Annotated in this window: 1 pseudogene; it reads left to right on the top strand. The window is 75.8% G+C overall.

The window, feature by feature from the left end:
- Positions 1 to 678, top strand: a pseudogene (locus SACPADRAFT_RS32620) (prenyltransferase); the annotation flags it as partial.

The raw sequence follows: 678 nt of genomic DNA, 5'->3' as shown, positions 1-678 counted from the left end.
AACGGGGCGTGCGCGCCCTGCGCACCCGCCTCGGCCCGGACACGGCCCTGCCGGACACGGTGGCTGTGGAGATCCTCGTCCCCGCGCTCGTCGCCGAACTCGACGTCCACCTGGCGCGGGACGGCGCGGACCCGCTTCCCGTGCCGGAGGCCGGCCGCCCCGACCTGCTGGACGCCCTGCGCACCGCGGTGGCGGAGGGACACGTCCTGCCGGAGAAGCTGTGGCACTCGCTGGAGATCCTCGGGGACGGGGTGCGCGGTGCGTCGTCCGTCGAACCGGTCGGCGAACGGGTGGTCGGTTGCTCCCCCGCGGCCACCGCGGCGTGGCTGGGCGACGAGGGCGTCCGGGACGCCGACCACCCGTGCGTCGGCTACCTGCGCTCGGTGCAGGCCCCGGACGGCGGGATGCCGGTCGCCGCGCCACTGACCCTGTTCGAACGCTCGTGGGTGCTGTCCACACTGAGCGACAGCGGTGTGCCGCTCACCGCGCCCCGTCCCGTGCTGGACACACTCGTGGAAAGCCTGCACGCCGCCTTCGGCCCGGAGGGCGCCGCGGGCGGGACGGGGCTGCCGCCCGACGTCGACGACACCGGCACCGCGCTGCACGCCCTGGCGCTGCTGGGCAGCCCCCGCCCGACCACGAGCCTGTGGCACTACGAGGTGGGCGACCACTTCACCT

The sequence above is a fragment of the Saccharomonospora iraqiensis subsp. paurometabolica YIM 90007 genome (assembly GCF_000231035.2).
Classification (GTDB): domain Bacteria; phylum Actinomycetota; class Actinomycetes; order Mycobacteriales; family Pseudonocardiaceae; genus Saccharomonospora; species Saccharomonospora paurometabolica.
This window is presented reverse-complemented; position numbering and strand designations above follow the sequence as displayed.